The organism is Ancylobacter sp. TS-1 (assembly GCF_009223885.1).
Taxonomy (GTDB): domain Bacteria; phylum Pseudomonadota; class Alphaproteobacteria; order Rhizobiales; family Xanthobacteraceae; genus Ancylobacter.
Map to the genome: position 1 here is coordinate 1 of NZ_CP045144.1, position 22,839 is coordinate 22,839.

22 protein-coding genes are annotated in these 22,839 nt (G+C 68.0%); 15 read left to right on the forward strand and 7 right to left on the reverse strand.

Annotated features, from left to right (window positions below; translation table 11 throughout):
* Positions 1-83: 83 nt before the first annotated feature.
* The 6 genes from dnaA to GBB76_RS00030 all read right to left on the reverse strand — a co-directional run bounded on the left by dnaA (position 84) and on the right by GBB76_RS00030 (position 6,172).
* Complete coding sequence (gene dnaA, locus GBB76_RS00005) at positions 84-1,619, reverse strand: chromosomal replication initiator protein DnaA (protein ID WP_152301374.1); 1,536 nt, start codon at positions 1,617-1,619, stop codon at positions 84-86.
* Between the two features lie 1,119 nt (positions 1,620-2,738).
* Complete coding sequence (rpsT, locus tag GBB76_RS00010) at positions 2,739-3,005, reverse strand: 30S ribosomal protein S20 (protein WP_152301375.1); 267 nt, start codon at positions 3,003-3,005, stop codon at positions 2,739-2,741.
* A 191-nt stretch (positions 3,006-3,196) separates the two neighbouring features.
* The gene (locus GBB76_RS00015; protein WP_152301376.1) at positions 3,197-3,970 is read right to left on the reverse strand and encodes an enoyl-CoA hydratase; all 774 of its coding nucleotides are present in this window, start codon (positions 3,968-3,970) and stop codon (positions 3,197-3,199) included.
* 39 nt (positions 3,971-4,009) lie between these two features.
* Positions 4,010-4,921: a bifunctional DNA-formamidopyrimidine glycosylase/DNA-(apurinic or apyrimidinic site) lyase gene (mutM, locus tag GBB76_RS00020; protein ID WP_152301377.1), complete on the reverse strand. Its 912-nt coding sequence runs from the start codon at positions 4,919-4,921 to the stop codon at positions 4,010-4,012.
* A gap of 38 nt (positions 4,922-4,959) precedes the next feature.
* Positions 4,960-5,604, reverse strand: a complete 645-nt coding sequence (locus GBB76_RS00025) for an HAD-IA family hydrolase (protein ID WP_152301378.1) — start codon at positions 5,602-5,604, stop codon at positions 4,960-4,962.
* A gap of 52 nt (positions 5,605-5,656) precedes the next feature.
* A complete protein-coding gene (locus tag GBB76_RS00030) occupies positions 5,657-6,172 on the reverse strand; it encodes an invasion associated locus B family protein (protein WP_152301379.1) in 516 nt (171 codons plus the stop codon).
* Positions 6,173-6,492: 320 nt separating this feature from the next.
* On the opposite strand from GBB76_RS00030, the gene coxB reads away from it, so the two are divergent.
* The 15 genes from coxB (at position 6,493) to GBB76_RS00105 (ending at position 20,712) form a co-directional block, all read left to right on the forward strand.
* Positions 6,493-7,377, forward strand: coding sequence for a cytochrome c oxidase subunit II (coxB, locus tag GBB76_RS00035; RefSeq protein ID WP_202911132.1), 885 nt, complete (start codon positions 6,493-6,495; stop codon positions 7,375-7,377).
* 63 nt (positions 7,378-7,440) lie between these two features.
* Positions 7,441-9,033 carry a cytochrome c oxidase subunit I gene (gene ctaD / locus GBB76_RS00040; RefSeq protein ID WP_152301381.1) on the forward strand — a complete coding sequence of 531 codons (1,593 nt, stop codon included), beginning with the start codon at positions 7,441-7,443 and terminating at the stop codon, positions 9,031-9,033.
* 170 nt (positions 9,034-9,203) lie between these two features.
* The gene (locus GBB76_RS00045; protein ID WP_152301382.1) at positions 9,204-10,157 is read left to right on the forward strand and encodes a heme o synthase; all 954 of its coding nucleotides are present in this window, start codon (positions 9,204-9,206) and stop codon (positions 10,155-10,157) included.
* Between the two features lie 7 nt (positions 10,158-10,164).
* Entirely contained in the window at positions 10,165-10,356 is a 192-nt protein-coding gene (locus tag GBB76_RS00050) for a hypothetical protein (RefSeq protein ID WP_152301383.1), read from the forward strand.
* 7 nt (positions 10,357-10,363) lie between these two features.
* A complete protein-coding gene (locus tag GBB76_RS00055; RefSeq protein WP_152301384.1) occupies positions 10,364-11,011 on the forward strand; it encodes a cytochrome c oxidase assembly protein in 648 nt (215 codons plus the stop codon).
* A gap of 72 nt (positions 11,012-11,083) precedes the next feature.
* Entirely contained in the window at positions 11,084-11,920 is an 837-nt protein-coding gene (locus GBB76_RS00060) for a cytochrome c oxidase subunit 3 (RefSeq protein WP_152301385.1), read from the forward strand.
* Positions 11,921-12,038: 118 nt separating this feature from the next.
* A complete protein-coding gene (locus tag GBB76_RS00065) occupies positions 12,039-12,425 on the forward strand; it encodes a DUF983 domain-containing protein (RefSeq protein ID WP_152301386.1) in 387 nt (128 codons plus the stop codon).
* Positions 12,422-13,168, forward strand: a complete 747-nt coding sequence (locus GBB76_RS00070) for an SURF1 family protein (protein ID WP_152301387.1) — start codon at positions 12,422-12,424, stop codon at positions 13,166-13,168. Before GBB76_RS00065 ends, GBB76_RS00070 begins: the two co-directional genes overlap by 4 nt.
* 80 nt (positions 13,169-13,248) lie before the next feature.
* Positions 13,249-14,658: a threonine synthase gene (thrC, locus tag GBB76_RS00075; protein ID WP_152301388.1), complete on the forward strand. Its 1,410-nt coding sequence runs from the start codon at positions 13,249-13,251 to the stop codon at positions 14,656-14,658.
* A complete protein-coding gene (locus GBB76_RS00080) occupies positions 14,655-15,941 on the forward strand; it encodes a pitrilysin family protein (protein ID WP_152301389.1) in 1,287 nt (428 codons plus the stop codon). Before thrC ends, GBB76_RS00080 begins: the two co-directional genes overlap by 4 nt.
* 20 nt (positions 15,942-15,961) lie before the next feature.
* Complete coding sequence (locus GBB76_RS00085; protein WP_152301390.1) at positions 15,962-16,603, forward strand: GNAT family N-acetyltransferase; 642 nt, start codon at positions 15,962-15,964, stop codon at positions 16,601-16,603.
* A gap of 91 nt (positions 16,604-16,694) precedes the next feature.
* Complete coding sequence (locus tag GBB76_RS00090; protein ID WP_371717005.1) at positions 16,695-17,066, forward strand: bacterioferritin-associated ferredoxin; 372 nt, start codon at positions 16,695-16,697, stop codon at positions 17,064-17,066.
* A 92-nt stretch (positions 17,067-17,158) separates the two neighbouring features.
* A complete protein-coding gene (gene bfr, locus GBB76_RS00095; RefSeq protein WP_152301391.1) occupies positions 17,159-17,635 on the forward strand; it encodes a bacterioferritin in 477 nt (158 codons plus the stop codon).
* 271 nt (positions 17,636-17,906) lie between these two features.
* Positions 17,907-18,947, forward strand: coding sequence for an extracellular solute-binding protein (locus GBB76_RS00100; RefSeq protein ID WP_152301392.1), 1,041 nt, complete (start codon positions 17,907-17,909; stop codon positions 18,945-18,947).
* A gap of 100 nt (positions 18,948-19,047) precedes the next feature.
* Entirely contained in the window at positions 19,048-20,712 is a 1,665-nt protein-coding gene (locus tag GBB76_RS00105; RefSeq protein WP_152301393.1) for an iron ABC transporter permease, read from the forward strand.
* 136 nt (positions 20,713-20,848) lie between these two features.
* Here the strand turns inward: GBB76_RS00105 and GBB76_RS00110 are convergent, their stop codons facing one another.
* Entirely contained in the window at positions 20,849-22,816 is a 1,968-nt protein-coding gene (locus GBB76_RS00110; protein ID WP_152301394.1) for an acetoacetate--CoA ligase, read from the reverse strand.
* Between the last annotated feature and the right edge of the window lie 23 nt (positions 22,817-22,839).

Here is a 22,839-nt window from a genome sequence, read left to right on the forward strand (position 1 = left end):
GTAATTCCGGGGAAAGCGCCGGAGCGGAAAGCCCCGGCACGGAAAACGCGGAGGTGGAGAGCGCCGGCTCGCGGCGCCCGTCCTCAATCGTCGTTGACCAGCCGCTTGAGCGTCTCGACTTCCTCGGCCAGCGCCCGGTCGGAACCCACCAGCCCGTCGATCTTGCGCACCGCATGGAGGACGGTGGTGTGGTCGCGTCCGCCGAAGCGCCGGCCGATTTCCGGCAGCGAACGCAGGGTGAGCATCTTGGCGAGATACATCGCGATCTGGCGGGGCTTCACCACATTGGCGGTGCGGCGCTGCGAGAGGATGTCGGCGCGGCTGACATTGTAGTGCTTGGCGACGATGCGCAGGATGTCGTCGACCCGCACGCGCTTGGGCTCGCTGGAGCGCACGAGGTCGCGAACGGCGGTCTCGGCCATTTCCAGCGTGATCGCGCGCGAGGTGAGCTGGTTGTGCGCCAGCAGCCGGTTGAGCGCGCCGTCGAGGTCGCGCCCGTTCTGGCCGCAGTTACGGGCGATGAAGCCGAGCACGTCGGCCGGCACGTTGAAGCCGGGGTGCTGCTGGGCGAGGGTGGAAACGCGGGCCGCCAGGATCTCGAGCTTGAGCTCCTCGTCGAGCGGGGCGATCTCGACCACGAGGCCGCCGGCGAGGCGCGAGCGCACCCGCTCCTCAAGAGCGTCGAGCTCGGCCGGCGGACGGTCGGCGGCGATCACCACCTGACGGCCGGAATCCATCAGCGCGTTGAGCGTGTGACAGAACTCCTGCTGCACGCTCTTGCCCTGCAGGAACTGCAGGTCGTCGATCACCAGCGTGTCGATGCCGCGCAGCTGTTCCTTGAAGGCGAGCGAGGACTGGCTCTTCAGGGCGGCGACGAAGCCATACATGAAGCGTTCGGCGGTGAGGTAGACGACGCGCCGCCCGCTGGTGGCGCCGGAGGCGGCGATCGCCTGCAGCAGATGCGTCTTGCCGAGGCCGACGGCGGCATGGAGATAAAGCGGGTTGAACACCGGGCCGCTGCCGGCCGGCGCGTCGGCGACCTTGAGCGCCGCCGCATGGGCGAGCCGGTTGGAATCGCCGAGGCGATAGGTCGCGAAGTTCAGGCGCGGATCGAGCGGCGACCCGCTGGAGGCATCGTTCGCGTTCACATGCGCGGCGGCGGCCGATCCCGCCGGGCTGCCGGCCTCGGCGGAGGCGCGCTGGGCGGCCTGCGTCAGAGTACGCACCGGCGCGGGCGCCGCGCCTGGCGCGCGCATCACGGCGGTACGCACCACCAGCTCCACCCGGTCGGCCGAGGCTTCTTCCTGCCAGAGAGCCGTCAGGCGGTCGATATAATGCTGCTGGATCCAGGTCTTCAGGAACCGGGTCGGGACGGACAGGCGCGCCGTTCCGCCGTTAATCCCGTCGAGTTCGAGGCGCGGAAACCAGCTCGTATAGACTTCCTCGCCGATCTCGGCACGCAGGCGCCGGCGGATCCGGTCCCAGGTCTGGCGTGCATCGGTCTCGCCGGTCGCGACCTCGCGCGCTTCAGTGTCCAAACCCGCACGTGCGGCGGCACGCGCGGCTGCGCTCGAATACGCGCCTTGGCCTGAGGGGTCGAGGTCGTTGGATTTGAACATGTCCGCTCCGCGGTTCTTGTGCGGTTCTTGGGAAGCACGAAGGGAATGCCGCCACAGCGACGCCGCGTGTGCGGCGGTCGGGGCTGGTTCCCTTCGGCGCGAATGAAATCGTGTCCGACGGCGTGGCACGGGCCATCCGTCGATTGCCGGGCGGCGTCCCTAGAGGACCCGCACCGAAGCCTCAACCGGGCCGTTCGAACTTGGCGGGGAACGCGTAACGGGGGCTCGGCGGCTGAGGGGCCGGGATCGCCCGGCAGCAGATCGAGATATCCGCCGACGATCCGGCGATACAATCTGAACACGCACCCCAGAGTGCGCCCGTTTGCGTAATCATAGCAGCCCCTTCGCGGCAAGGTCGTTGCCGCCCTAACTAGTCTTCGTTGTTATGAGTGCAACTAATTATGCTTACGCGGCCACACAGTACGTTGGCACGTACCCCTCAAATGACAGAGGAGTCATGTCATTTCACAATAAGCCCAGCATAATTCCAAGTGAGGACAGTGATGATTGCAGAACACAACTCCCCCCTCACGTTGAAATGAGAAGCTTCAAAACTCAACTTTTCGCTGAGGTGCCCGGCGGAACCGGATGAAGACAACATACACAGCGCCCCCCTTTGGTGCAACGCCGTTGGCGTGCGCGGGGGTCGCAGGGGGTGCCCTCGGGCGGTGATTCGGCCGCCCAAAAAAGAACCATCAGTCGGCAAATCTCTGAGTCGCTTGCAAGATTCTGTGACGCCAGATGACGGGTCTTTCCTCAGCTAATTTTCATGCCCCAAGCGCCCGCCGGGCGGCGCTCGCCGCGATTCGCGAAGCCCCCCGGCGGGTGGGCTATAAGGCGTTGGTTTGTATACTATATTTCTGCGCGACCGAGCCTGCTTTTTGAGCCTGCCGGCCACCCCCGCCGGCTGCTTCGTCGGGGCGGGTGAGTCAAGGGCGGGTGGCGGCGATAAAGCGGAACATTTCGAGTCGTTGGCGCGATGTGACAGTTCTGCAACTGCCCTTGCCGGCGTCGTCCAAGCCCGGTCGTCGGCGCGCGTCGGCACAGGCCCAAATGCAAAGAGCCCGGCGCGAGGGCCGGGCTCTTGCAAACTTTTGGTTGTAGGCGGCGCAGGGCCGATCAGGCGCTGAGCTTGGCCACGCGCTGGGCCAGACGCGACACTTTGCGGGAAGCGGTGTTCTTGTGGAGCACACCCTTCTGCGCAGCGCGCTGGATCTCCGGCTCGGCCGCCTTGAAGGCGGTCGTGGCGGCGGCGGCATCGCCGGAAGCGAGCGCGTCCTCGACCTTGCGCACGAAGGTGCGCAGGCGCGAACGGCGGTTCTTGTTGACCGCGGTACGGCGCTCGATCTTGCGAGTCGCCTTTTTGGCGGAGGGCGTATTGGCCATCGGCCGTCCTCTTCGTCGTCGCAGGAACGGCGGGGCCGCTCTTGCCGGAAATCGGTTGCAAAGGAAACAGCGGAGCCAACCCGGAGGAGCCCCGTGCGAGTGGCGGGCTTATAGTCGGGGGGCGCCCTCGCGTCAATATGAAAGGCGCGCGCGGCAGCTTTGCACGCGCCCCGGAGCCGCCCCGCCGGCGCTCAGGCGTTGCGGAAGGCGGCGCCGCGCTTCTCGGCGAAGGCGGACATGCCTTCCTTCTGGTCGGCGGTGGCGAACAGCGCCTGGAACATGCGGCGCTCGAATCGGATTCCCTCGGCCAGCGTCGTCTCGAAGGCGCGGTTGACGCTTTCCTTGGTCATCATGACGGAGGCGAGGGAGAGGTCGGCGATGGTGCCGGCCACCTTGAGCGCCTCGGCACGCAGATCTGCCAGCGGCACGACCCGCGAGACAAGTCCGTAGCGGTCGGCCTCCTCGGCGGTGAGCGTGCGCCCGGTCAGGCACATCTCCATCGCCTTCGCCTTGCCGACGGCGCGGGTGAGGCGCTGGGAGCCGCCGGCGCCCGGCATGATGCCGAGCTGGATCTCCGGCTGGCCGAAGCGGGCATTGTCGGCGGCGAGGATGATGTCGCACATCATGGCGAGCTCGCAGCCGCCGCCCAGCGCGTAGCCTGCCACGGCCGCGATCACCGGCTTGCGGCAGCGCGACAGGCGCTCCCAGCTGGTGATGAAGTCCTCGGTATAGGTGGCGGGGAACAGGAGCGGCTGCATCTCCTTGATGTCGGCGCCGGCGGCGAAGGCGCGGTCCGAGCCGGTGAGTACGATGGCGCCGATGCCGGCATCCGCCTCGAAGGCATCGAGCGCCCGGCCGAGCTCGTCGATCAGCGCCGCGTTCAGGGCGTTGAGCGCCTTCGGCCGGTTGAGGGTGATGACGCCGACGCGTCCTGTGGTCTCGACGAGGATGTTGTCGTACGCCATGGCGCGTCTCCCGATCTCTGGTGGCTTCCGTCCCGCCATCTAGCGCTGGCAGGCGATACAGTAAAAGGTCGAGCGCCCGCTCTGGACAAGGCGGGCGATGGTGCCGCGGCAGCCCGGGGCGAGGCAGGGCTCGCCCTCGCGGTCATAGGCGCGGAAGGTGTGCTGGAAATAGCCGAGCGTGCCGTCGACCTGCGCATGGTCGCGCAGCGTCGAGCCGCCGGCGGCGATGGCCTCCTCCAGTACCAGCCGGATCGTCTCGACCAGTCGCCGCGCGGCGGCGGTGGGCCGGCCCGCCGCCGTGACGAGGGTGCCGGCCGGCCGCTCGGGCGAGAGGCCGGCGCGGTGCAGCGCCTCGCAGACATAGATGTTGCCGAGCCCGGCGACGATCTTCTGGTCGAGCAGCGCCGCCTTCAGCGGGGTGCGCCGCCCGGCCAAGGCGCGGGCCAGCGCTTCGGGGGTGAAGTCCGCTCCCAGCGGCTCGGGCCCGAGGTCGCGAAAAAGCGGGTGCGCCGCCAGCCCGTCGCGGGGCACCAGCAGCATGGCGCCGAAGCGGCGCGGGTCGTTATAGACCACCTCCACCCCGCCGCCTGCGCCGCCCTCCATGCGCAACACCACGTGGTCGTGCGCCGCGAGGCGCGAGTGCGGCATGTGGAAGTCGCCCGGTATTTCCGGCGGGCCGCTGTCGGGCTCGATGCGGAATGAGCCGGACATGCCCAGATGCATGACTAGCACCTCGTCGACGCCACTCGCGTCGGGACCTACATCCGCCATCAGATATTTCGCCCGCCGGTCGAGCCGGCGCAGCGTCCGTCCCGTCAGCCGTTCGGCGAAGCGCTCGGGCAGCGGCCAGCGCAGGTCTGGGCGGCGGGCGAGGGCGGCAAGGATGCGCCGGCCTTCCATCACCGGCGCCAGCCCGCGCCGGACGGTCTCCACTTCGGGCAATTCGGGCATGGTGAGGCCTTGTCCGTCTCTGGGGCCGTATCCGTCTCTTAAGGCGCGACCAGCCCGAGTTCCCGGAGGAAGGCCGCGAGCCCCTCCGCGTCCTGGAAATGGTGCGCGCGCAGGCCAGCCGCCACGGCCCCCGCGACATTGGCCGGCTTGTCGTCGATCATCACGGCCTGCGCCGGCTCGACGCCATGAAGCGCCGCCACGCTTTTATATATGGAAGGGTCCGGCTTCTTGGTGCCGAAATCGGCGGCGACGTGCATGGCCGGCCCGAACAGCGTCCGCAGTTCCGGTACCAGCGCGTCGAAGTGCTCCTTCATGATGTGGCCGTTGTTCGTCAACAGGGCAACGCGCGTGGATTCGCGCACCATGCCGGCAAGGGCCACCGCCTGCGGGTCGAGCGTCATGGCGCCCGCGCGCGTGCGCAGCCACTCGTCCCGGCCGAACGGCACGCCGAGCGCGGCCGCGATGGCGGCGAGATAGGCGTCGGGCGTCAGCCGGCCGATATCGGAATCGTCCTCGATGCCGCTGGTCCACACCAGCCGCTCGACATCGTCGCCGGAGAGCCCGGCAAGCGCGCCCATGGCGACGCGACGCGCCTCCACGTCGTAGCGCAGCAGGACGTCGTCCATGTCGAAGATGACGAGGCGGACCGGCGGGCAGGGTGCCGCAGGCCCGGGGGGCGTCATCGGGGGCGTCGCAGGAGAAAGGGGAGCGGGCGGGCGCGTCACCGGCGCCTCCTCACGGAAGCGCGTCGAAGCCTTCGCCGAAGCCCTTCAGGCTGAGCGGAATGCCGATGCCTTCCTCCGGCGTCTGGAAGACGATGAAGGTGGCATTCTGGCCGTTGCGGAGCTGGCTGATGAGCTTGTCGTCCATCACCACCTCGGCGACGCACCCATTGGGCACGCAGCGCACGAAGCCGGCGCGGCCGACATCGGCATTGTCGATCTTCAGGCCGAGACCGGAGGGCAACAGCACGCCGAGCGGGGCGAGCACGCGCAGCAGCCGGCTCTTCTGGTCGATGGTCTTCAGCACGATGACGGTCAGGCCGACATTCGGCCGGTCGTCGGCCTGCACGCTCTGCAGCAGCACGCACTGCTCGGACTGCGCGCCCGGCGGGGTGTCGCAGCGAATCTGCCACTCGCCATGGACCGAGCGCACAACGCCCTGCGCGGCTGCGCCGTCGGCGCCGGCGATCAGGGCGGCGACGGCGATCACCGCGAGAATGGCAGAACGGAACGCCGCGAACCCGGGCATGGGTCTCTCCAGAAATGTGTCGTCCGGTATGTCTTCTAAAGAATCGCCGGCCGGGGACAAGGCGAATCGTGCAGCGCACCCAGGCGAGTCGTTCAGGCGGGCGGCAAGAAGGCACCGGCGCATGTCAACAATGGGGCGCACCCTCCCCAGCGGATAGAACGGTTCCAGCCACCGACGTCATGTCGCAGGAGGAGAGGGGGGGTGGCGCGTTGCTCAGGGGGGCATTTTGTGTTTGATGAAGATCAAATGCTACGGGTCCGGGAAGCGATCATCATCGCCAATATCGGGCCCCGAGGGAGCTGATGGGAGTGACGATCGCGATGAAATCGTGGATCCGCAGCGCTGCGTATACCGCAGCCGGCCTTATCGCGGGGGTCTTCGGTGTGCTGCTGCTGGCCGGCACGGGTGTGGCTCTGGCCGGGACGGGGCAGCCTTCCCCCTGGCAGATCAATCTGCAGGGGGCGGCCTCTCCGGTGATGGAGAGCATCCACTCCTTCCACTTCTTCCTGCTCGTCATCATCATCGCCGTGGTGCTACTGGTTCTGGCGCTGCTGATCGTGGTGGCGCTGAAGTTCAACGAGAAGGCCAATCCGGTGCCCTCGCGCACCACGCATCACACTCTGATCGAGGTGGTGTGGACGGTCGTCCCGGTGCTGATCCTAGTCGCCATCGCCATTCCGTCCTTCCGGCTGCTCTTCCTCCAGCTGGACCTGCCGAAGGCGGACATCACCGTGAAGGTGACGGGCCACCAGTGGTACTGGTCCTACGAGTATCCCGACAACGGCGCCTTCAGCTTCGACAGCCTGATGGTCGCGGAAGCCGACCTCAAGCCCGGCCAGCCGCGCCTGCTGGCGGTCGACAACGACGTGGTGGTCCCGGTCAACAAGATCGTGCGGATCCAGGTCACGGCGGCCGACGTCATCCACTCCTTCGCCCTGCCGTCCTTCGGCGTGAAGATCGACGCCCTGCCGGGCCGCCTGAACGAGAGCTGGTTCCAGGCGACGAAGGAAGGCATCTATTACGGCCAGTGCTCCGAGCTGTGCGGCAAGGACCACGCGTTCATGCCCATCGCCATCCGCGTCGTCAGCGAGGCGGAGTTCGCGAGCTGGGTCGAAGAGGCCAAGCAGAAGTTCGCATCGGTCCCGGCCGCCACGCAGGTGGCCCAGACCGAGCCGGCCGCCACGGCGGTTTCGTCGACGCGCTGAGGCGTCGGTTCGTCGATCTAGCTATTCGAAGCGCGTGCGAACGCGCGAATGAGGGACGGTTCCATGGCATACGCAGCCGGTCACGCGGGCGATCCGACGGGTTGGAAGCGCTGGGTCTATTCGACCAATAACAAGGACATCGGTGTGATGTACCTGATCTTCGCGATCGTCGCGGGGATCGTGGGCGGCATCCTCTCCATCGGCATCCGCGCCGAGCTGCAGGAGCCGGGGTTGCAGATCTTCTCCGATCCGCAGACCTTCAACGTGTTCACCACCGGCCACGGCCTCATCATGATCTTCTTCATGGTGATGCCGGCCATGATCGGCGGCTACGGCAACTACTTCATCCCGCTGATGATCGGCGCGCCGGACACCGCCTTCCCGCGCATCAACAACGTGGCCTTCTGGCTGCTGCCGCCTTCCTTCGCGCTGGCGATCCTCTCGCTGTTCGTCGAGGGCGCGGCCGGCTCCAACGGCTTCGGCGGCGGCTGGACGATCTACCCGCCGCTCTCCTCGAAGCTCGGCCACCCCGGCCCGGCGATGGACCTGCTGATCCTGTCGCTGCATCTGGCGGGCGCCTCCTCGATCCTCGGCGCCATCAACCTGATCACGACGATCCTGAACATGCGCGCCCCCGGCATGACGCTGCACAAGATGCCGCTGTTCGCCTGGTCGCAGCTCGTCACCGCCTTCCTGCTGCTGCTGTCGCTCCCGGTTCTGGCGGGCGCCATCACCATGCTGCTGACGGACCGCAATTTCGGCACGACCTTCTTCGATCCGGCCGGCGGCGGCGATCCGATCCTGTTCCAGCACCTGTTCTGGTTCTTCGGTCACCCCGAGGTGTACATCCTCATCCTGCCGGGCTTCGGCATCGTCTCGCACATCGTGTCGACCTTCTCGAAGAAGCCGATCTTCGGCTATCTCGGCATGGCCTACGCGATGGTGGCGATCGGCGTGGTGGGCTTCGTCGTGTGGGCGCACCACATGTACACGGTCGGCCTGTCCTCCTCGACCCAGGCCTATTTCGTGGCCGCGACCATGATCATCGCGGTGCCGACGGGCGTGAAGATCTTCTCGTGGATCGCCACGATGTGGGGCGGATCGATCTCGTTCCGCGTGCCCATGCTGTGGGCGATCGGCTTCATCTTCCTGTTCACCGTCGGCGGCGTCACCGGCGTCGTGCTCTCGAATGCGGGCGTCGACCGCTCGCTGCACGACACCTATTACGTGGTGGCGCATTTCCACTACGTGCTGTCGCTCGGCGCCGTGTTCGCGATCTTCGCCGGCTGGTACTACTGGGCCCCGAAGATGTTCGGCTACATGTACAGCGAGGGTATCGCCAAGCTGCACTTCTGGCTGACCTTCATCGGCGTCAACCTGGTGTTCTTCCCGCAGCACTTCCTCGGCCTCGCCGGCATGCCGCGCCGCTACGCGGACTACCCGGACGCCTTCGCGGGCTGGAACTTCGTTTCCTCGATCGGCTCCTACATCTCGGGCTTCGCGGTGCTGGTGTTCCTGTTCGGCATCTGGCGCATGTTCGCCGCCAAGGTGCCGGCCGGCGCCAATCCGTGGGGCGAGGGTGCGACCACGCTGGAATGGACGCTGAGCTCGCCGCCGCCCTTCCATCACTTCGACGTCCTGCCGAAGATCAAGTGAGCGGCCGGACCGTCTGACACCAAGACCCGGCGCGACCGCCTCGCGCCGGGGACATTCAGGGGACAGGCACGCCGCCACCGGCGCGCTTCCCGCAGCATCGGCGAACCGGGCCCGCGCGGCCCGTTCGCTGCAAGGAACGCACCGCCCGACGGCGATGCCGGAGTGAAGTGATGAGCGACGTCGCCTCGCGCGAATACGACCTGAGCCAGAGCGAGACGCGTCCGCTCGACGCGCCTTCCTATGCCTCGGTGTCGGACTACGTCGCCCTGCTGAAGCCGCGCGTCATGTCGCTGGTGATCTTCACCGCGCTGGTCGGTCTCGTGCGCGCCCCGGCCGAGGTCCACCCGGTCATCGCCTTCACCGCGCTGCTGTGCATTGCCATCGGCGCCGGCGCCTCGGGCGCGCTCAACATGTGGTGGGACGCGGACATCGACGCCGTGATGCGCCGCACCAGCCGCCGCCCGATCCCGGCCGGCCATGTCACCCCCGGCGAGGCGCTCGCCTTCGGCGTCACGCTCTCGGTCGGCTCGGTGCTGGTGCTCGGCCTGCTGGTCAACGAACTCGCCGCCGCGCTGCTCGCCTTCACCATCCTGTTCTACGTCGTCGTCTACACGATGTGGCTCAAGCGCTGGACGCCGCAGAACATCGTCATCGGCGGCGCCGCCGGCGCCTTCCCGCCCATGGTGGGCTGGGCGGCCGCCTCGGGCGGCATCGGGCTCGAAAGCCTGCTGCTCTTCCTCATCATCTTCTTCTGGACGCCGCCGCATTTCTGGGCGCTGGCGCTCTACAAGTCCGACGACTACGCCCGCGCCGGCGTGCCCATGCTGCCCGTCGTCGCCGGCCCCGACGAGACGCGCCGCCAGATCCTGCTCTACACGCTGGTGCTGGTGCCGCTCGCCATGTCGCCCTTCTTCATGGGCATGGCCGGCATTGCCTACGGGCTGGTGTCGGGTGTGGCCGGGGCGCTGATGCTGCTGCTGGCGGTGCAGGTCTATCGCCGCCGCGAGGGCGCTCCCGCCGAACTCGCCGCGCGGCGCCTGTTCGGCTTCTCGATCCTGTACCTGTTCCTGCTTTTCGCGGTCCTCCTCGTCGAGGCGGTCGCTCCGGCCTGGTTCGGGCTGTGAGCACATGATGGCGAGGGTGAAGATGGTGGACGCGAACAAGGGGCCGGAAGTGGAAGGCGTGGTGCTGACGCCGGAGCAGAAGCGCCGCCAGCGCGCCCGTTCCGTCGCCATCGCGACGGTGCTCGGCGCGCTGTGCGTGCTGTTCTACATCGTGACCGTGGTGAAGCTCGGCCCCGCCGTGCTGATCCGACCGCTGTGAGGCCGTGATGGCGGACGAAGCCGACAAGGGGCCCGCGCCCCTCGCTCACGAGGCCGATCGGGCAGCCGATCCGGCGGGTGCGCCGCGTCGTGCCCGCGGGCATCGCGTCGTCGCGCTCAGCTGCGCGGCCTTCGTGGCCACCATGGTCGGCGCCTCCTACGCCGCCGTGCCGCTCTACCAGATGTTCTGCCAGGTCACGGGCTTCGGCGGCGCCACGCGCGTCGCCACCGCCGCTCCTGCCGTCCCGCTGGAGCGCACGGTGGAGGTCCGCTTCGACGCCAATGTCGCGCCCGGCCTCGACTGGGCCTTCGAGCCGGAGCAGCGCTCGGTGACGGTGCGGGTGGGCGAGACCAAGCTCGCCTTCTACAAGGCGCGCAACCGCAGCGACAAACCCGTCACCGCCAGTGCCACCTACAATGTGACGCCGGCCCAGTCGGGCTACCATTTCGCGAAGATGCAGTGCTTCTGTTTCACGGACCAGACGCTGCAGCCCGGTGAATCCCTCGACATGCCCGTCATCTTCTTCGTCGATCCCGCTTTCGCGGAGGATCCGGAGATGAATGGCGTGAAGACCATAACCCTTTCCTACACCTTCTTCGCCAAGGCGGCGCCGCTCGCCGCCGGCGCGCCGAAGGACGGAAAGGCACCGCTCTGAACGGGCGGAACGTAACAGTGCGGCCGCTTTGACGGATCGCTAGGGAATTGGACGGAACGGAGAGCGCAAGCCATGGCCGAGGCACACGCCAAGCAGCACGACTACCACCTCGTCGAACCGAGCCCGTGGCCGTTCGTCATTTCGGTTTTCGCCTTCGTCATGGCCGTGGGCGCGGTGTTCTGGATGCACGGCCAGCTGACGTCGCTGGTGTTCATCGCCGGCTTCCTCGGCGTCCTGTACACGATGATCGTGTGGTGGCGGGACATCATCCGCGAGGCTGAGCACGAGCACCTGCATACCCCGGTGGTGCAGCTTCACCTGCGCTACGGCATGATCCTGTTCATCGCCTCCGAGGTGATGTTCTTCGTCGCCTGGTTCTGGGCCTTCTTCGACGCCGCGCTGTTCACCGGCGAGGAGATCAACTACACCCGCGCCCAGGTGACGGGCGGGCACTGGCCGCCGAACGGGATCGAGACGTTCAATCCCTGGCACCTGCCGCTGCTCAACACGCTGATCCTGCTGACCTCGGGCACCACGCTCACCTGGGCGCACCATGCGCTGGTGCATGGCGACCGCGAAAGCGCCAAGTGGGGCCTGTGGCTCACCGTCGGCCTCGGCTTCATCTTCTCGCTGCTGCAGGGCTTCGAGTATAGCCACGCTGAGTTCGCCTTCTCGGGCAACATCTACGGCGCGACCTTCTTCATGGCGACCGGCTTCCACGGCTTCCATGTGATCGTCGGCACCATCTTCCTCGCAGTGTGCCTGGGCCGTCTCTATGCCGGCCACTTCACCGCGACCCATCATTTCGGCTTCGAGGCTGCCGCCTGGTACTGGCACTTCGTCGACGTGGTGTGGCTGTTCCTGTTCACCTTCATCTATGTCTGGGGCAGCTCCGGCGCCCCGCATTGAAGGCGGCACGACATCGGCTCGAGGGGCGGCATTCAGCCGCCCCTTTTTCGTTGGCGGGGACAGGATCGCGCATTTTTGCGGATTTCCGGCCGCGCCGGATTGGTAGTAGAGAGACGGCATGGACCTTCAGCCCTTCCACACCGGGGTTTCGCCCTACGCGGCCGGCCTCTCCTGCTCCTGCCCGCGCTGCGGCCGGGGTCGGCTCTTCAGCGGCTTCCTCACCGTCGCGCCGTCCTGCACCAGTTGCGGGCTCGACTACAGCTTCGACGATTCCGGCGACGGCCCGGTGGTGTTCATCATCCTGGCGGCCGGCTCGCTGGTGGTGGGGCTCGCGCTGTGGGTCGAGCTGACCTGGGCGCCGCCCTTCTGGCTGCACGCGCTGCTGTGGACGCCGCTGGTGCTCATCTCGACGCTGGGCCTGTTGCGCCCGCTCAAGGCGACCATGATCGCCCTGCAATACGCCAAGCGCGCCCAGGAGGGGCGGCTCGACAAGGGTGATGCGTGAGCGAGCCCTCCCGTTCGGCCCGGCGTCGTCTGCTGCCTGTCGCGCTGGCCGCGCTCGCCGCCTTCGGCGTGCTGGTGGGGCTCGGCATCTGGCAGCTGGAAAGGCTGGCCTGGAAGGAGTCCCTCATCGCGCAGGTCGAGGCTCGCATCCATGAGGCACCCGCCAACCTCCCCGACGAGGCCGAGTGGCCGCGGGTGAGCTTCGCCGAGGACGAGTACCGGCGCGTGACCGCGCAGGGGCGCTTCCGTCACGACCTCGAAGTGCAGGTCTATGCGCTGATCGACGCCGCCCCCGACGGCTCGGGCGGCCCCGGCTACTGGGTCGTTACCCCGCTCGCGCTCGCCGACGGCGCCTATGTCCTCGTCAATCGCGGCTTCGTGCCGGTCGACAGGCGCGCGCCGTCGACGCGCCCCGAGGGGCAGGTCGACGGTGTCGTCACCGTCACCGGCCTGCTGCGGATGCCGGAGGAGGCGGCGATGTTCACGCCTCCCAACGATGCCGCCAAGGACAGCTGGTTCGTGCGCGACCCCGAGGCCGTCGCCGCGGCGAAGGGCATCCTGCGGGTCGCGCCCTTCCTGATCGACGCGGATGCGACGCCCAATCCGGGCGGGCTACCGCGCGGCGGGCTGACGCGCATCTCCTTCCCCAACCGCCATCTTGAATATGCGCTGACCTGGTTCGGGCTGGCGGGCTCGCTGCTGGCGGTGTTCGCCGCCCTCATATGGAGCCGGCGGCGCCGGTAAGCGGGACGGTGCCGCATGCCTTGCTTGCCTCCGGGCGGCGGCGCCTCTAGTTTGCCGGCGATTTCTGAGCGGAGGCGCGCGTGCGCTACATCTCGACCCGGGGCGAAGCGCCTGTGCTCGCCTTTTCCGATGCCCTGCTCGCCGGCCTTGCGCGCGACGGCGGCCTCTATGTGCCGGAAGCCTTCCCGGCGCTGGCGCCGCCGGAGATCGCCTGCCTTGCCGGCCATTCCTATGCCGAGGTCGCCGGCCGGGTGATCGCGCCCTTCGTGGACTCGGTGTTCACCCCCGCCGTGCTGAAGCCGATGCTGGAGGAGGCCTACGCCTCCTTCCGCCATCCCGCGACGACGCCGCTGGTGCAGATCGCGCCCAACCGCTTCGTGCTGGAGCTGTTCCACGGCCCCACGCTCGCCTTCAAGGACGTGGCCATGCAGCTTCTCGGCCGCATGATGGACCATGTGCTGGTCGAGCGGGACCAGCGCGCCACCATTGTCGGCGCCACCTCCGGCGACACCGGCAGCGCCGCCATCGAGGCGTTTCGTGGCCGCGCGCGGACTGACGTGTTCATCCTCTACCCGGCCGGGCGCGTCTCCGAGGTGCAGCGCCGGCAGATGACCACGGTGGCGGACGCCAATGTGCACGCCATTGCGATCGAGGGCACATTCGACGACTGCCAGGCGCATGTGAAGGCGCTGTTCAACAATCACGGCTTCCGCGACCGGCTCCAGCTCGCCGGCGTCAATTCGATCAACTGGGCGCGCATCGTCGCGCAGGTCGTCTACTATTTCGTGGCGGGCGTGGCGCTCGGCGCCCCACACCGCCCGGTGTCCTTCGTGGTGCCGACGGGCAATTTCGGCGACGTGCTGGCGGGCTATGTCGCCAAGCGCATGGGGCTGCCGGTCGACCGCCTTGTCATCGCCACCAACGTCAACGACATCCTCGCTCGCACCCTCGCCACCGGGCGCTACGAGGTGACGGGCGTCGAACCGTCCTCCTCGCCCTCGATGGACATTCAGGTCTCGTCGAATTTCGAGCGCGTGCTGTTCGAGGCGCTGGAGCGCGACGCCGGCGCGCTGCGCGGGCTGATGGCCTCGCTCGGCCAGTCCGGCGCCTTCTCGCCGCCCAACAGCGCCCTTGAGGCGATCCGCGCCGATTTCGACGCCGGCCGCACCGATGAGGCGCAGACGGCGCAGACCATCGCGCGGGTGCGGGCCGAGACGGGCTATCTGCTCGATCCGCACACGGCGGTCGCGGTCTCGGTGGCCGAGCGCGTCAAGCACGATCCGCGCGTGCCGCAGGTGGTGCTGGCCACCGCGCATCCTGCCAAGTTCCCCGATGCGGTGGAGCGCGCCTGCGGCGAGCGTCCGGCCCTGCCGCCGCATCTGGCGGACCTGCTGGAGCGGCCCGAGCGCACGCCCACCCTGCCGAACGACATCGCCGCCATCGAGGCGTACATCGCCCGCCATGCCCGCGCGGCGGAGATGGTGGCATGAACGAGGACCGGACGAGCGGCCCGCGCATCACCCGGCTGGAAAACGGCGTCACCGTCGTCACCGATTCCATGCCCCACCTCGCCACCGCCTCGCTCGGTATATGGGCCGGGGCCGGCGCGCGCGACGAGGAGGCGGACGAGCACGGCATCTCCCATCTGCTGGAGCATATGGCGTTCAAGGGCACGCGCCGCCGCTCGGCCCGCGCCATCGCCGAGGAGATCGAGGCGGTCGGCGGCGACATCAACGCGGCGACCAGCGTCGAGCACACCACCTACAATGCCCGCGTGCTGGGCGAGGACGTGCCGCTCGCCCTCGACGTGCTGTCCGACATCTTCACCGAGCCGGCCTTCGACCCCGAGGAACTGACGCGCGAACACAATGTGATCGTGCAGGAAATCGGCGCTGCGCTCGACACGCCGGACGATCTCGTCTTCGACCTGTTCCAGGAGCGGGCCTTCCCCGGGCAGGCCATCGGCCGTTCCATCCTCGGTACGCCGTCGAGCGTGCGCTCCTTCGGGCCGGATCGGCTGCGCACCTATCTCGCGCGCAACTATCGGGCGCGCAGGACCATCGTCGCGGCGGCCGGGGCGGTCGATCACGAGCGCATCGTCGAGGAAGCCTCGAAGCGCCTGGGCGGCGTCGGGGCCGAGGACAAGCCCGTTCCCCAGCCGAGCCGCTATGAGGGCGGGGTCGAGATCGGCGGCGGGCGCGATCTCGAACAGGCGCATCTGCTGGTCGGCCTGCCGGGCCTGTCCTATCGCGACCCCGGCTTCCATGCCTTGCAGATCTTCACCAACGTGCTCGGCGGGGGCATGTCCTCGCGGCTGTTCCAGGAAGTCCGCGAGGCGCGAGGCCTGTGCTACGCGGTCTATTCCTTCCACTGGGCCTATTCCGACACGGGGCTGTTCGGCATCTATGCCGGCACCGATGGCGGTGACGTCAACGAACTGGTGTCGGTCGTGGTCGATCAGGTGGGGGAGACCATCGAAACGATGAGCGAGGCCGAGCTTTCCCGCTCCAAGGCGCAGGCCAAGGTCGGGCTGCTGGCCGCGCTGGAGAGTTCCGGCGCGCGCGCCGACCAGCTCGCCCGCCAGATGCTGGCCTTCGGCCGGCCGATCCCGCTGGAGGAGATCGTCGGCAAGGTCGAGGCGGTGACGCTCGACGACGCCAAGGCGGCGGGCCGGGCGCTGATCGCGCGCGGGCGGCCGACATTCACCGCGCTGGGCCCCGGAAAATCGCTTGAATCGGCGGCGCGCATCGCGGAACGTCTGTCACCAGCGTAACCTGCCGTCGCGGCACCGACATGGCCCTTTTCCGCTCCGTTTCCTGGCATGAGCCGCCGATGCTCATCGAGGGCGAAGCGGTATTGCTGCGCATGCCGCAAATGTCGGACTTTGCGGCCTGGGCGGCGCTGCGCGAGCGCAGCCGGACCTTCCTGACGCCGTGGGAGCCGATCTGGCCGGCCTATGACCTGACCCGCGGCTCGTTCCGCCGGCGCATGCGCCGCTACACGCGCGACGTCCGCGAGGATCTCGCCTATCCCTTCCTCGTCTTCCGCCGCTCGGACAGGGCGCTGCTGGGCGGCCTCTCGCTGTCCAATGTCCGGCGGGGCGTGACCCAGACCGCGAACCTCGGCTACTGGATGGGTGAGCCCTATGCCGGCCGGGGCTATATGAGCGCGGCGGTGCGCGCGCTGCTGCCCTTCGCCCATGGCACGCTGGGTCTGCGCCGCATCGAGGCGGCGTGCCTTCCGCACAACGCCCCTTCGATCCGCCTGCTGGAAGGCTCCGGCTTCCAGCGCGAGGGCTATGGCCGGGAATATCTGTGCATCAACGGCGTCTGGCAGGACCACCTGCTGTTCGCCCGCCTCGGCACCGATGCGATCGCCCCGGCGCGGCGGCTCGAAGCTCCCAGTTTGGTACCGTTCGAAAGTGGAAAAGAGTAAGTCGAGCGGCGCTAATCTAGAACTTATAAAAATAGGCGCAGCGAAAACTAGCTGGATCGGATCACACGATCGGTAGATTGCTTTTTGCCGATTGACGGCGGTTCTGAATAGCGCGAAAAAGAAGACGAAGGCCAAATTTAGAATAATTCTAAATGGTCGATCACTTCGGTCCCGCCTCTCGATGATCGTCTGTTCCTGCAATGTGCTTTCCGACCGTCAGATCCGCGACGCGATGACGGAAACGCAGGCGCCTGTGCGCTCGGTCGGGCAGGTCTACCGTTGCCTGGGCTGCAGCGCCCAGTGCGGCCGCTGCGCGCGCACCATCCGCAAGCTGATCGACGATGTGAACGCGGCCTCCTGCGGCGGCTGCGCCCGCGATTGCCCGGTCGCCGCCCATGCCCATTCGGACCACGCGCATACGCATACGCACGCCGCGCCGGTGCACGCCATCGCCGCAGAATGAAGGCATCCTCCACCACAGCGTGGTGTGAGCACATTGCCTAGTGATTAGAAGTCTTCTAAAAAGATGGCAGTCCCAGAACGAGAGGCGCTGCCATGAAGGGCGACACCAAGGTCATCGAGTATCTCAATCGCGGCGTCCGGTCGGAGCTGACCGCGATCAACCAGTACTGGCTGCATTACCGCATGCTGGACAACTGGGGTTACAAGAAACTCGCCGCCAAGTGGCGCGAGGAGTCCATCGAGGAAATGCAGCACGCGGATCGCTTCATCGACCGCATCCTCTTCCTCGAAGGTCTGCCGAACCTGCAGGTGCTCGATCCGCTGCGCATCGGCCAGGACATCAAGGAAGTGATCGAGTGCGACCTCGCCGCCGAGATCGAGGCGCGCGCGCTCTATCAGGAAGCCGCGACCTATTGCGAGAGCGTTCAGGACTATCCGAGCCGCGACCTGTTCAAGGCGCTGATGGCGGATGAGGAAGGCCATATCGACTTTCTCGAGACCCAGCTCGACCTGATCGCCAATCTCGGCCTTCAGCTCTACGCCCAGCATCATATCGGTGGGCTGGACTGAACCGGGCCTGAGCTGCACGGCAACGGGGCCGGTCCTGCGACCGGCCCTTTTTCGTGGGCATCGCTCATGAGCCTGCGCCATCGCGCTGATGGCACTCGACAACTTGCCCGCGTCTCGATGCACTTTTGCATTAGACTTATTCTAAGATATTGAAATAACGTATCTTTTCATTGACCGCCCTAGGGCGGTCCATTACCGCCTCCTGCGAACCTTACGTCAGGCCCGTTCCGGGAATGCCCCGGCCGCCCGGCCCCGCGCGCAGGAGACAGACATGACGCACGCCGCACTTGCTCGCCGCCTCGTCCTCGCCGGCCTTGCCGCCACGAGCCTCGGCCTCGCGCCGCTCGGGGCCTCGGCGGAAGAAGTCGTCAACATCTACACGACCCGCGAGCCCGGCCTCGCCAAGCCGCTCTTCGACGGCTTCACCGAGAAGACCGGCATCAAGGTCAACAGCGTGTTCGTGAAGGACGGCCTCGTCGAGCGCGTGAAGGCGGAAGGCGCGGGCTCCCCGGCGGACGTCCTGATGACCGTCGATGTCGGCGCGCTGCTCGATCTCGTCGACCAGGGCGTAACCCAGCCAGTCAAGTCCGACGTGCTGGACAAGTCCATTCCCGCCAATCTGCGTGGCGCCAACGGCGACTGGTTCGCCCTCTCCGCGCGCGCCCGCGTCGCCTATGTCTCCAAGGACCGCGTAAAGGCGACGGCGCTGACCTATGAGGATTTCGCCGATCCGAAGTGGAAGGGCGAGGTCTGCATCCGTTCTGGCAAGCACCCCTACAACACGGCTCTGATCGCGGCCTACATCGTCCATCACGGCGAGGCGAAGGCCGAGGAGTGGCTGAAGGGGATCAAGGCCAACCTCGCCCGCAAGGCGGCCGGCGGCGACCGTGAGGTGGCGCGCGATATTCTCGGCGACATCTGCGATCTCGGCCTCGCCAATTCCTACTATGTGGGCCTCATGCGCTCCGGCAAGGGCGGCCCCGAGCAGGAGGAATGGGGCAAGGCGATCAACGTGATCCTGCCGACCTTCGAGGGCGGCGGCACGCATGTGAACATCTCCGGCGCCAGCGTCGCCAAGAACGCGCCCAACAAGGCCAACGCGGTCAAGCTGCTCGAATATCTCGTCTCTCCCGAGGCGCAGGCGCTCTACGCCAAGGGCAATTTCGAGTATCCCGTCGTGCCGGGTGCCCCGGTCGACCCGATCATCGCCGCCTTCGGCCCGCTCAAGGTCGACAATGTCGATCTCGTCGCGGTCGCCAAGGCCCGCAAGGCCGCCGCCGACCTCGCCGACAAGGTGGGCTTCGACAACTAGATCTGGTAGGCGCGGTGTTGGCCATGATGGACACCGCGCCGCCCCGCCCTGATGCCTCCCTGAAACCCGGAGCGGTCGCCGCTCCGGGATGTCGTGCGACATGACCCTGGCTGTTTCCGACACGCACCCGACGGCCTCCGCCTCCGGCTCGCCCCTGCTCAGGGCGGCAGCGGGGGCGGTTGTGCTTCTGGTGCTGCTGCCGCTGCTGGCGCTCGGCTGGGCGGCATTGCAGGGGTCGGGCGATCTCTGGCCGCACCTCGTCCGCAACGTCATTCCGCACGCCTTGCTGGAGACGGCGATACTGGTGGCGGGCGTCGGCGTCTTCGCCGGCGTCATCGGCACCGGCACCGCCTGGCTGGTGGCGGTCTGCCGCTTTCCCGGGCGCGGCGTGTTCGAATGGGCGCTGCTGCTGCCGCTCGCCATCCCCACCTATATTCAGGCCTTCGTCTATGTCGACGCGGTGCATCCGCTCGGGCCGATCCCGACCCTGATAAGGGGCGTGTTCGGGCTGAGGCCGCGCGATCTGTGGCTGCCGGAAGTGCGCTCGCTGCCCGGCTGCATCGTGCTGCTGGGGCTGGTGCTCTACCCCTATGTCTATCTCGCCGCGCGTTCGGCCTTCCTCGTGCAGACCGCCTCGGTGCTCGACGCGGCGCGCACGCTGGGCGTGGGCGCGACCGAGGCGTTCTTCCGCATCGCGCTGCCGCTCGCCCGCCCGGCCATCGTCGTCGGCGTGACGCTGGCGCTGATGGAGACGGTGAACGACATCGGCGCCAGCGAGTTCCTCGGCGTGCAGACGCTGACGCTCTCGATCTATTCGACCTGGCTCAACCGCTCCAGCCTGCCCGGCGCGGCGCAGATCGCGCTGATGATGCTGGCGCTGATGTTCGCGCTGGTGCTGCTGGAGCGCTGGGGTCGCCGGCACCAGAGGGTCGGCAATATCGGCGACCGCGCCCGCGCGCCGGTGCGCCGGCCGCTGTCGCCGGGACACGCCGCGCTGGCCTTCCTCGCCTGCCTGCTGCCGGTGACGCTCGGCTTCCTGGTGCCAGCGGGCCATCTGGCGCTGTCGGCCTGGAAGCGTCTCCAGTTCCACGGCCTGCCGGAGACCATCGTCACCGAGACGGTCAACACCGCGCTGTTCGCGGCCCTCGGCACCGGCTGCGCGCTGCTGCTGGGCTTCGCCGTGGTGGTGGCGCTGCGGACCGGCGCGCTGCGCTCGGCGCTGGCGCTGAGGCTGGCCGGGCTCGGCTACGCGGTGCCGGGAACCGTGTTGGCGGTCGGCCTGCTGGTGCCGCTCGCCGGCTTCGACAATCTCGTCTCCGGCCTGAGCCAGCGCTTCTTCGGCCTCTCGACCGGCCTGCTCATCTCGGGTTCGGGCGCGGCGCTCATCATCGCCTATGTGATCCGTTTCCTCGCCATCCCGGTCGGCGGGCTGGAGGCCGGCTACGGCAAGATCGGCACCACGCTCGACATGGCGGCGCGCAGCCTCGGCGAGAAGCCGGGCGGGGTGGTGCGGCGCATCCACCTGCCGCTGCTGCGCCCCGCGCTGGGCGCCGCCGCGCTGCTGGTCTTCGTCGACTGCATGAAGGAACTGCCGGCGACGCTGATGCTGCGCCCGCTGAACTTCGAGACGCTGGCGAGCCACGTCTACGCCGAGGCCGCGCGGGGAACTTACGAGGACGGCGCGCTCGCCGCCCTGCTGATCGTGCTGGTGGGCCTCGCCCCAGTCATCCTGCTGGCGCGGCTGAGCCGGCCGCAGCACGATTGAGCGCGGCGGCGGGCGGCAGCATCACCGCACCGCCGTCATCCCGGACGGCCGGAGGCCGATCCGGGATCGCGCGGGATCGGCGAGCGATCCCGGCTCTACGGCTTCGCCTTCGGCCGGGATGACAGTGTGATGAACGTCACACCGCCAGTTCCGGCAGGTCTCGGTAGAGGTCCAGCGATTCCGGGTTGGCCAGCGCGTCGGTGTTCTTCACCGGGCGGCCATGCACCACGTCGCGCACGGCAAGCTCAGTGATCTTGCCCGAGCGGGTGCGCGGGATGTCGGCGACGGCGATGATCTTGGCCGGCACGTGGCGCGGGCTTGCCCCGGTGCGGATCTGCGTGCGGATGCGCTTCTCCAGCTCGGCGTCGAGCGCGGCACCCGCCTTCAGCCGGACGAAGAGCACGACGCGCACGTCATTGTCCCAGTCCTGGCCGATGGCGATGGCCTCGATGATCTCGGGCACCTGCTCGGCCTGGGCGTAGATTTCGGCGGTGCCGATGCGCACGCCCTGCGGGTTCAGCGTGGCGTCCGAGCGGCCGTGGATGACGATGCCGCCATGCCCGGTCCATTCGGCGAAGTCGCCATGGCACCACACATTGTCGAAGCGCTCGAAATAGGCGGCGTGGTACTTGGCGCCTTCCGGGTCGTTCCAGAAGCCCACCGGCATGCAGGGGAAGGGGCGGGTGCAGACCAGTTCGCCGCGCTCGCCGGTGACGGGCCTGCCCTCGTCCGACCACACCTCCATCGCCATGCCGAGGCCGGGCGCCTGGATCTCGCCTTTGTAGACCGGCGCGGTCGGGTCGCCGAGCACGAAGCAGGAGATGATGTCGGTGCCGCCGGAGATCGAGGCGAGGTGCAGGTCCGCCTTGATGGCCTCGTACACGTAGGCGAAGCTCTCCGGTGCCAGCGGCGAGCCGGTGGAGGTGAGCGCCTTCAGGGCAGAGAGATCGTGCGTCTCGCCCGGGCGCACGCCTTCCTTGCGCAGGGAGTCGATGTATTTGGCCGAGGTGCCGAACAGCGCGAAGCGCTCCTTCTCGGCATAGTCGAACAGCACTTCCGGCGCCGGGGCGAAGGGCGAGCCGTCGAACAGGCACAGGGTGAGGCCGCTGGCGAGGCCGGTGACGAGCCAGTTCCACATCATCCAGCCGCAGGTGGTGAAGTAGAACAGCCGGTCGCCGGGCACGAGATCGCAGTGCAGCCGGTGTTCCTTGATGTGCTGGAGCAGCGTTCCGCCGGCCCCGTGCACGATGCATTTCGGCACGCCCGTGGTGCCGGAGGAGAACAGGATGAAGGCCGGGTGGTTGAAGGGCAGCCGCTCGAAGGTGAGCGGGGCCGGCGCGAAGGGGGCGACGAAGGCGTCGAGCGAGGCGCCGTCCGGCAGCTTTGAGGCCACGTCTTCTGCCTCGTCGAGATAGGGAACGATCACCGCCTGCGCGAGGCCGGGAAGCTGTGGCACGACCTGGGCCAGCTTGTCGCCGATGCCGACGCGCTTGCCGTTGTACCAGTAGCCGTCGCAGGCGAAATAGACCTTCGGCGCGATCTGGCCGAAGCGGTCGAGAATGCCGCGCTCGCCGAAATCGGGCGAGCAGGAGGAGAAGATCGCGCCCAGCGAGGCCGTCGCCAGCATGATGGCGATGGTCTCGGGCATGTTCGGCATCGTCGCCGCCACCCGGTCGCCGACGCTCACGCCCGCCGCGCGCAGCGCCTGCTGGAGCCGCGAGACGAGATCGGTCAGCTCGCCGAAGGTCACGTGCCGCTCGACCTTGTCCTCGCCGCGGAACACCAGCGCCACGCTGGCCGGGTCGCGCGGGCGCAGCAGGTTCTCGGCGTAGTTCAGGCGCGCCTGCGGGAAGAAATGCGCGCCGGGCATGCGGTCGCCGTCGACCAGCGTCGGGCCTTCCCGCTCGCCGATCACCGCGCCGAGTTCCCAGATGTCTTCCCAGAAGGCGGCGGGGTTCTCGACCGACCAGCGGTGCAGCGCGCGATAGTCGGCCAGCGCGGTGCCGTGACGGCCGTTCACCGCGCCGATGAAGGCGGAAACCTGCGAGCCGGCGACCCTCGCCGGGCTCGGCTTCCAAAGCGGTTCCTGGCCCGTCGCGCTCATGCTCGCATCCCTTTCGTGTGGCC

Coding starts and splice junctions, on each gene's coding strand:
- dnaA (WP_152301374.1), bottom strand. CDS start 1,619: ATGTTCAAATCCAACGACCTCGACCCCTCAGGCCAAGGCGCGTATTCG.
- rpsT (WP_152301375.1), bottom strand. CDS start 3,005: ATGGCCAATACGCCCTCCGCCAAAAAGGCGACTCGCAAGATCGAGCGC.
- GBB76_RS00015 (WP_152301376.1), bottom strand. CDS start 3,970: ATGGCGTACGACAACATCCTCGTCGAGACCACAGGACGCGTCGGCGTC.
- mutM (WP_152301377.1), bottom strand. CDS start 4,921: ATGCCCGAATTGCCCGAAGTGGAGACCGTCCGGCGCGGGCTGGCGCCG.
- GBB76_RS00025 (WP_152301378.1), bottom strand. CDS start 5,604: ATGACGCCCCCCGGGCCTGCGGCACCCTGCCCGCCGGTCCGCCTCGTC.
- GBB76_RS00030 (WP_152301379.1), bottom strand. CDS start 6,172: ATGCCCGGGTTCGCGGCGTTCCGTTCTGCCATTCTCGCGGTGATCGCC.
- coxB (WP_202911132.1), top strand. CDS start 6,493: ATGAAATCGTGGATCCGCAGCGCTGCGTATACCGCAGCCGGCCTTATC.
- ctaD (WP_152301381.1), top strand. CDS start 7,441: ATGGCATACGCAGCCGGTCACGCGGGCGATCCGACGGGTTGGAAGCGC.
- GBB76_RS00045 (WP_152301382.1), top strand. CDS start 9,204: ATGAGCGACGTCGCCTCGCGCGAATACGACCTGAGCCAGAGCGAGACG.
- GBB76_RS00050 (WP_152301383.1), top strand. CDS start 10,165: ATGGCGAGGGTGAAGATGGTGGACGCGAACAAGGGGCCGGAAGTGGAA.
- GBB76_RS00055 (WP_152301384.1), top strand. CDS start 10,364: ATGGCGGACGAAGCCGACAAGGGGCCCGCGCCCCTCGCTCACGAGGCC.
- GBB76_RS00060 (WP_152301385.1), top strand. CDS start 11,084: ATGGCCGAGGCACACGCCAAGCAGCACGACTACCACCTCGTCGAACCG.
- GBB76_RS00065 (WP_152301386.1), top strand. CDS start 12,039: ATGGACCTTCAGCCCTTCCACACCGGGGTTTCGCCCTACGCGGCCGGC.
- GBB76_RS00080 (WP_152301389.1), top strand. CDS start 14,655: ATGAACGAGGACCGGACGAGCGGCCCGCGCATCACCCGGCTGGAAAAC.
- GBB76_RS00085 (WP_152301390.1), top strand. CDS start 15,962: ATGGCCCTTTTCCGCTCCGTTTCCTGGCATGAGCCGCCGATGCTCATC.
- bfr (WP_152301391.1), top strand. CDS start 17,159: ATGAAGGGCGACACCAAGGTCATCGAGTATCTCAATCGCGGCGTCCGG.
- GBB76_RS00100 (WP_152301392.1), top strand. CDS start 17,907: ATGACGCACGCCGCACTTGCTCGCCGCCTCGTCCTCGCCGGCCTTGCC.
- GBB76_RS00105 (WP_152301393.1), top strand. CDS start 19,048: ATGACCCTGGCTGTTTCCGACACGCACCCGACGGCCTCCGCCTCCGGC.
- GBB76_RS00110 (WP_152301394.1), bottom strand. CDS start 22,816: ATGAGCGCGACGGGCCAGGAACCGCTTTGGAAGCCGAGCCCGGCGAGG.